Source organism: Streptomyces sp. NPDC048383 (genome assembly GCF_040651775.1).
Taxonomy (GTDB): domain Bacteria; phylum Actinomycetota; class Actinomycetes; order Streptomycetales; family Streptomycetaceae; genus Streptomyces.
In genome coordinates this window covers 1-6,594 of the sequence record NZ_JBEZKS010000126.1, presented here as the reverse complement: position 1 = coordinate 6,594, position 6,594 = coordinate 1, and the positions used below count along the sequence as shown (strand labels likewise).

At 67.4% G+C, this 6,594-nt stretch carries 7 protein-coding genes and 4 pseudogenes; 6 read left to right on the top strand and 5 right to left on the bottom strand.

Going from position 1 to position 6,594, the window contains the following annotated elements; all coding sequences use genetic code 11:
- The first annotated feature begins 469 nt into the window (after positions 1 to 469).
- The 4 genes and pseudogenes from AB0D46_RS38225 to AB0D46_RS38210 all read left to right on the top strand — a co-directional run bounded on the left by AB0D46_RS38225 (position 470) and on the right by AB0D46_RS38210 (position 2,651).
- Positions 470 to 646 carry a hypothetical protein gene (locus AB0D46_RS38225; protein WP_362884679.1) on the top strand — a complete coding sequence of 59 codons (177 nt, stop codon included), beginning with the start codon at positions 470 to 472 and terminating at the stop codon, positions 644 to 646.
- 291 nt (positions 647 to 937) lie between these two features.
- Positions 938 to 1,399, top strand: a complete 462-nt coding sequence (locus AB0D46_RS38220; protein WP_362884678.1) for a hypothetical protein — start codon at positions 938 to 940, stop codon at positions 1,397 to 1,399.
- Positions 1,400 to 1,569: 170 nt separating this feature from the next.
- Positions 1,570 to 2,109 carry a winged helix-turn-helix domain-containing protein gene (locus AB0D46_RS38215; protein WP_362884676.1) on the top strand — a complete coding sequence of 180 codons (540 nt, stop codon included), beginning with the start codon at positions 1,570 to 1,572 and terminating at the stop codon, positions 2,107 to 2,109.
- A pseudogene (locus AB0D46_RS38210) lies at positions 2,106 to 2,651 on the top strand (transposase). The gene AB0D46_RS38215 and the pseudogene AB0D46_RS38210 overlap by 4 nt, the downstream one beginning before the upstream one ends.
- 64 nt (positions 2,652 to 2,715) lie before the next feature.
- Here AB0D46_RS38210 and AB0D46_RS38205 read toward each other — a convergent pair.
- The gene (locus AB0D46_RS38205; protein WP_362884674.1) at positions 2,716 to 3,264 is read right to left on the bottom strand and encodes a GNAT family N-acetyltransferase; all 549 of its coding nucleotides are present in this window, start codon (positions 3,262 to 3,264) and stop codon (positions 2,716 to 2,718) included.
- Positions 3,265 to 3,437: 173 nt separating this feature from the next.
- On the opposite strand from AB0D46_RS38205, the gene AB0D46_RS38200 reads away from it, so the two are divergent.
- Positions 3,438 to 3,929, top strand: a complete 492-nt coding sequence (locus AB0D46_RS38200) for a DUF4279 domain-containing protein (RefSeq protein ID WP_362884672.1) — start codon at positions 3,438 to 3,440, stop codon at positions 3,927 to 3,929.
- A gap of 97 nt (positions 3,930 to 4,026) precedes the next feature.
- Here the strand turns inward: AB0D46_RS38200 and AB0D46_RS38195 are convergent.
- The 4 genes and pseudogenes from AB0D46_RS38195 to AB0D46_RS38180 all read right to left on the bottom strand — a co-directional run.
- Positions 4,027 to 4,592: pseudogene (locus AB0D46_RS38195) on the bottom strand (transposase); the annotation flags it as partial.
- 31 nt (positions 4,593 to 4,623) lie between these two features.
- Positions 4,624 to 4,793: pseudogene (locus AB0D46_RS38190) on the bottom strand (transposase); the annotation flags it as partial.
- Between the two features lie 266 nt (positions 4,794 to 5,059).
- On the bottom strand, positions 5,060 to 6,064 hold the full coding sequence (locus AB0D46_RS38185) for an alpha/beta hydrolase (protein ID WP_362884670.1): 1,005 nt from the start codon (positions 6,062 to 6,064) through the stop codon (positions 5,060 to 5,062).
- A gap of 73 nt (positions 6,065 to 6,137) precedes the next feature.
- A complete protein-coding gene (locus AB0D46_RS38180) occupies positions 6,138 to 6,278 on the bottom strand; it encodes a hypothetical protein (protein WP_362884668.1) in 141 nt (46 codons plus the stop codon).
- 16 nt (positions 6,279 to 6,294) lie between these two features.
- Between AB0D46_RS38180 and AB0D46_RS38175 the strand changes: the two are divergent.
- Positions 6,295 to 6,594, top strand: a pseudogene (locus AB0D46_RS38175) (hypothetical protein); the annotation flags it as partial.

Below are 6,594 nucleotides of genomic sequence, written 5' to 3'. Positions count from 1 at the left end.
CATCGCGGAGGTCAACACCATCAACGTCTCCGACTCCGCGGTCCACGCCATGTACTGGCCCCACGCGCCACTCGCCGAAATGGGGCGCAGCGGGAGACTCCGCATCCGCGCCCTTCCGGTCTCGGACCCGTTCGGCCTCGCGATCCGTGGGGACCGGCTGCTCCTGCTCTGAGGCAGCGAGCGGGGCGCCTCCACCGCTCCCCGGTGGAATGGCCTGCACCACATCCGGCTGACGGACCACGAGGCTGTCGTCGTGGGCCGCGAGGACCTGGTCTTCCCGAACGGAGACCCCGTCAGGCGCTACGCCCGCCCCGTCTGCCGGGGTCCGCACGTCTTCCTGCGTACTCTTCGCACGTCGCGGCAGTGGTGGGTGCTTACCGCGCCGTAGCCTCCCCCGGCGACCTGGCACCACGACGACACGGGTCGGCCTGCTGGCGCAGGCAACCCCGCCGGCGCCGAGCTCCTGGTCGTGGACGTCGCCCGGCCGGCGTTCGCGGACTCGGCGTTCCTGAGCGTGTTGGTTCGCCTGCGCCGCACCCGGCGGCTGGTTCTTGGGGGTCCGGTGCCGGATCAGTTGCGGCGGTTGGTGGAGATGACGGGCGTACTGCCGCTGTTCGAGATCCGGGACGGCGCCGGACCGGCTTGACCGGGCGATGCACGGGGGTGTGAGGCCCGGCGGTGGGTTCCCGGCAGGGGGCCACCGCCGGGAGGCCGCGCGGGGTGCGGGGGACACCGGACGCGCGGCAATAGGGGCAACGGCTCTCGTGCCGTGAGGGTCATGTTCCGTCTCTGCCGATGTGGCCCGTGTCTCAAGCGATCTGGTCCGATTCGCCTTTGGTCGCGGGCGATCGGGTTCAGCGACAGAGCGCCATGATGGATCGTCGAAGTCGGCGTCCTGGGATACTGACCGGCGCATTCCGTGCGTACTGTTCAGGCCGTGATCATCCTCAAGTGTCTGCTCATCGGACTGGGTTTCCTGTGCATGCCTGTTGTCTGGTTCTGTCGGTCGCTCTTCCTCGGCTCGACTTCGGGTGTGCGGGAGTTCAAGGAGCTGGAGGACATGGGTGTAGAGAGCCACGCGCGTCTGACGTACTTGGAGCCGTTCGGTACCCGCGGCTCCGCCAGTGCCGTGTACGAAATCGAGGTGCCGGGCGGTGACAACGTCCGCAAGCAGACGGGTGTGACGGCCACCCCCGACCTGGTGATCGGCGGCACGTATCCGATCGTTCGTCACCACCAGCTTCCGACCCGGTCGTATGTGGGCACCATGGAAGAGGTCGTCGACTGGCGCAAGACCCATGAGAAGGCTGCGGCGGGGGCCAAGCGCATCGGCCGCATCGCAGCCGCACTAGCCGTCGTCTCCCTCGTGAGTGGTGTCCTGATCGTTGCCTTGGTGTGACGCCGGTCGTCGGATGCCAATGCACGTTTTCCGCTGAGCGCCGTAGTTGGCCGGACGGGCTTCCCAATGGAGAAGTCAAGGCAGCTTGGGCGTCCGCGGCGGGTTACTGACCTTGAAGTCGTCTTGTCGTAGGGGCTGACGACTGGCGATCGTCGCGGTATGCCGGGTATATGAGGTATCCGCAGGGTGGGGGTCTGACCGCGGAGAGGCAAGCCTTCCGCGAGCGGATCCGGATGGAAGCAGCGGTGATGTTCGCGGCCGGGCGGGGTAGCACGGACATCGCGAAGGAGTTACGGGTCAGCGTCCGGTCGGTCCAGCGGTGGCGGCAGGCCTGGAAGACGGGCGGCCCGAACGGGGTCCGGTCGCGCGGCCCGGCGTCGAGGCCCAAGCTGAGCAACGCGCTGTTCGCGGTGCTTGCGGAGGAGCTGGCCAAGGGCCCGGTCGCGCACGGCTGGCCAGACCAGCGATGGACGCTGGCCAGGATCAAGACTCTGACAGGTCGCAGGTTCCACAAGTCGATGACGATGTCGGGGATCTCGCAGATGCTCCGGCGCCGTGGCTGGAGCCACCAGGTTCCGGCCCGTCGCGCTGTCGAGCGGGACGAGGCGGCCGTGGCCGACTGGGCGAAGGAGGTGTGGCCGCACCTGGAACCACCGCGGCGGCGGTCGGGGCCTGGATCGTCTTCGAGGACGAGGCCGGGTTCTCGATGACGCCGCCGACCTCCCGCACCTGGAGCCTGCGCGGATCCACCCCGGTCATCCGGGTCCGCGGACGCTCTCAGCGCCGCTTCTCCATCGCCGCCCTGTGCTGCTACAAACCGCGAAGAACGCTCCCGCCTGATCTACCGGCCCAAACGACACACGGACACAAGGCCGGGGGCCGCAAGAGCTTCGCCTGGACCGAGTACCGCGACCTCCTCATTGCCGCCCACCGGCAACTCGGCGCACCCATCGTCCTGGTCTGGGACAACCTGAACGTCCACAAAGACCGCCGCATGCGGGCCTTCGTCGACGCTCAGGACTGGGTCACCGCCTACCACCTGCCGCCTTACGCACCCGACCTCAACCCCGTGGAAGGAATCTGGTCGATCCTCCGCCGGACCACCCAGGCCAACACGGCCTGCGCCGACCCCGACCACCTCATGCGCCGGCTCCGCCATGGCCTCCGCCGGATCCAGTACCGCAGCGAGATCATCGACGGATGCCTTACCGCCACCGGCCTCACCCTCACGTCTGGACCCGACGCCCCCTGAAGCCGCGCTCAACGAACCGGACGCGGGACCCCGACCGGTGATCTCACGGGTGTCGAGTACAAGCTCAACCAGACCCCGGAACCGAGGACCACACTCCGAACCACTGCTCGGCGCCGAACTCCTCGAACCGCTCCACCTCGGTGAACCCCAGTTTCACCGCGAGACTTACCGAACGGTCGTTGGCCACCTGAGTGCAGAGCACCACCGGCTCGCTGGGAAACGCGTCAGCGAACCAGCCGAGCGCCGCCGAGCACGCCTCAAAGGCATACCCACGTCCCCAGGCCTTGGGCAGGAGCATGTAGCTGAGCTCGGCCTCCCCTGCATCAGGATGGACGTGCCCCGGACGCTCCGCGTCCCGTCGGTCGAGCGTGACGATCCCGAGCACCGCCCCGTCGTGACCGACTACGAATACGCCGGGGCGCCGTCCGGGCACTTCAGGTAGTTCATTCTCAAGCTCAGCACGTGGTCGGGGGCCACCGAGGTACGTCCGCACCTCTGACGAGGCGAACAGGTCAATGAACGCCGCACGATCCCGGCCCGACGACTCGCGGAGCACGAGCCGCTCGGTCCGCAGCGGTGCGGGCGGCCACACAACGGGTCCAAGCTCAGCCATGAGAGCAACCTACAGACGCTGCCCTATCGCAGGAGCATCAGGCCACGACATCACGCCTTCAACCTCAGTAGCGGAGTAACTCCTGGGCGACCGGCCACGGCAACCGCTGGGTGTCGTGGCTCGCTCGCAGTCAGGTGAGTATGGATGAATAGTGCAACGCGTATTCTCCACGGATGCCTCTCAACCAGTACGTCTATTTTGCTCTGACCAGCCGACGTATCACCCCGCAGGAGATAACTGAGGCGCTGGGTATCGAGCCTGACGAGACGCGAGTGCACAACCGGCGCCGCCTCCCCGTCGACCCGGCGAGACCCTTCAGCCAAAGCTGGAAAGTCGTGTGCAGGGAGCCGGGCCTGTGCGTGGACGAACAGATCGCGCATGTTCTGGACCGCCTCCGGCCACAGACCGATCGCATAGCCGAGCTCATGAAGCGGTTCAACCAAGCAGAAGACGAAGAGGAACAAGGTTTGGACGCCGTGCTGGAGGTCGTGCGCTACTTTAACGACGACGAGCAGCACGACGAGGCCAGGCAGCCGGAGGAGAGGGACAAGCCCAACCTCTTCGGCTGGGCGCTGGACCGCGAAGCAATCGCCTTTCTTGCGGCCACCGGTGCGGTTCTGGACGTCGATGAGTACGACATGACCCCTTCCACACCCACATACTGAACTCCGACGAGGAGCATGGGACGGGTCACGTCGAGTGCGCCTACCTACTCCTACCGTGCTCGGTGCGTGGGGAACACGACACGACTCCGGGACCAGGTCAGAGCACCGTGGCCAGTGATGGCACGACCTCATAGCGCCGCCGGTCCCGAATCAGGGCCCATAGGACGTTGACGCGGCGGCGGGCGAGGGCGATCACGGCCTGGGTATGGCGTTTCCCCTCGGCTCGTTTGCTTCGTAGAAGGTTCGGGAGTTGGGGTCGTAGCGGATGCTGGTGAGGGCGGACATGTAGAAGACGCGCTGGAGGCCGCGGTGGTAGTGGCGAGGCCGGTGGAGGTTGCCGCTCTTCTTCCCCGAGTCGCGCGGTGCCGGCGCGAGCCCGGTAAAGGCGGCGAGCCGGTCAGGGGTCGCGAAGAAGGCGAGGTCACTGCCCACGCTGGCGAGGAACTCGGCGCCGAGGAGCGGTCCGATGCCGGGCATGCTCGTGATGATCTCCGCGAGGTCCTGGGCGCGGAAGCGGTCCTCGATGAGCCGGTCGGCCTCCGCGACCTTCTCGTTCAACACCCGCACGTCAACGGCTAGGGTCCGCACCAGCTGGGCGATGACCGCCTCGCCGGGGACCGCGGTGTGCTGCTGTTCAGCGGCCTCGACTGCCGTCGTCGCGAGCTCCTCTGGACTGCGGACGCCCCGAGCGCGATACCAGTGTCAACTCCACCGGCGAGGTGACCGGACCATCGACACACAACGCCGCATCGCTCAGCTCGAACAACTCATCCCGTGGGGCAGTCAGGCACTTGTAGCACCATGGCCGGAAGCGTGCCCCTCCGCGAAAGCTTCCTGCCGGACATTGTGATCCGGCAGACTCACCTCTGGCGGCCTTGGGACGTCGTGCGACGTGGTGAAACTCGCGCTCTGATCAGCACGAAGGATCACGCCAAGGCCGCCCCTGCGTCCGCCGAACTCCCTCCTAGGCGATCAATTTCGGGACGCCGTTCGAGGCCGGAAGAAACAGAACAGGCTGAGGAGGATCAGCGGGCGATGTCCTGATTCGGGCGCCGCGCGGGGCACCGTAAGGTAGCGGAAGTCCTAGCCTGACGCGTTCACCGGGCAGGTCCGGATTTTGATTTCGGCCGTCAGTTGATGGCGAGAAGGCGTTCGATCCAGTTGCAGCGTGCCGCGACGGCGGCCCTGCTGATCCGCGCCTCGGGGGCTTTCCGGTCGAAGGAGTGGATTCCGCCGGGCCACACGTGCATCTCGGCTTTGCCGCCGGCCTGCCAGATCCGGTCGGCGTAGGCGAGGATTTCGTCGCGCAGGCACTCGGCTGAGCCGACGTCGAGGAACGCGGGCGGCAGGCCGGTCAGGTCGGTGGCGCGGGCGGGCGCGGCGTACTGCGGCACATCAGCTCCGCCCTGGGCGTCGCCGAGCAGCGAGCTCCAGGCGAACCCGTTGTGGCTGCGGTCGAAGAGTTCGACGTCGTCCATCTGCAGGGCCGAGGCGCTGTCGTTACGGTCGTCGAGCAGGGGGGCAATCAGCAGTTGGCCGAGCAGGCGGGGACCGCCATTGTCGCGCACGTACAGGGCGAGCGCGGCGCTGAGGCCGCCGCCGGCGCTGGAGCCCGTGATGATAATGCGCTCCGGGTCGATGCCGAGCTCCTCCGCGTGGTCGGCGACCCACATCAGGCCGGCGTAGGCGTCGTTGATCTGGGCGGGGTAGGGGTGCTCGGGCGCGAGCCGGTAGCCGATCGAGATCAGCGTGGCCCCGAACCGCTCGGCCGTGTCGAGTATCTGGTCGAGCCCGATGCGGTGATCGCTACAGTAGAAGCCACCGCCGTGGATGAAGTAGAGCGCCGGCCGCGATGCGGGCGCCGCGCCGGAGGGCGTGCACACCAGCAGCGGGACCTCGGGGGCGCCGTCCAGGCCGGGCACCGAAGGCTGGGAGACGACGAAGCGTCCGCCCTCGCTGAGGTCCTCGAGCGCCGCCACCGCGGCGTCGACCTCCGCGCGGATCACCGACAGCTTCTCAAGGCTCATCGGCCCCAAGTCCGGTTCCTCCGCCAGGTAGGCGTCATAGGCGACCTGAACTTCGACATCGAGGGGAACGGGAACGGCGGGCACGGCCTGACCAGGTTCAAGATCCATGCGCGGACGGTAGCGGCCTTGTTCCCTTCGCGTCATTCGATTTTCAATGCCTCGCCGGTCGCGCAGCAGGTCTTCAGCCCTGGCGTGAGTTGGGGGGTTGCTTCCGGGCGGCCCGGGCCTCGGCGCCGGCGAGCCACTTGTAGTAGCTCGACCGGTTCACGTCCAGGATCTGGCAGAGCCGCTTCACCTCATGGGTGGCCCGGTGGTCGTCCAACGAAACAGTGACCCTTTTGACCGTTCTCAGCGTCTTCGTGACGCTGGGCATGGGGCAGGGCAGCGCACTCGCCGTGCAGAGTGCCAAATTGAGCGGGACCGAGGCGAAGCTTCGCGCGGCCGAAGCGAAGATCGATGCCGATCTGCTCGTTCACATCGTCCAGGGCACCGCCAGGGTGTCCGGCTGCGACAAGCGCTCGTTCCTGGAGAAGCCGTCCTGCCACCGCGAGTTCGCGAACAAGGCCCTCAAGGTCGGCGCGGGCGTGGGGATGTTCGCGTACGGAGTTCACTACGCGCACAAGGACACGGTCCAGCAC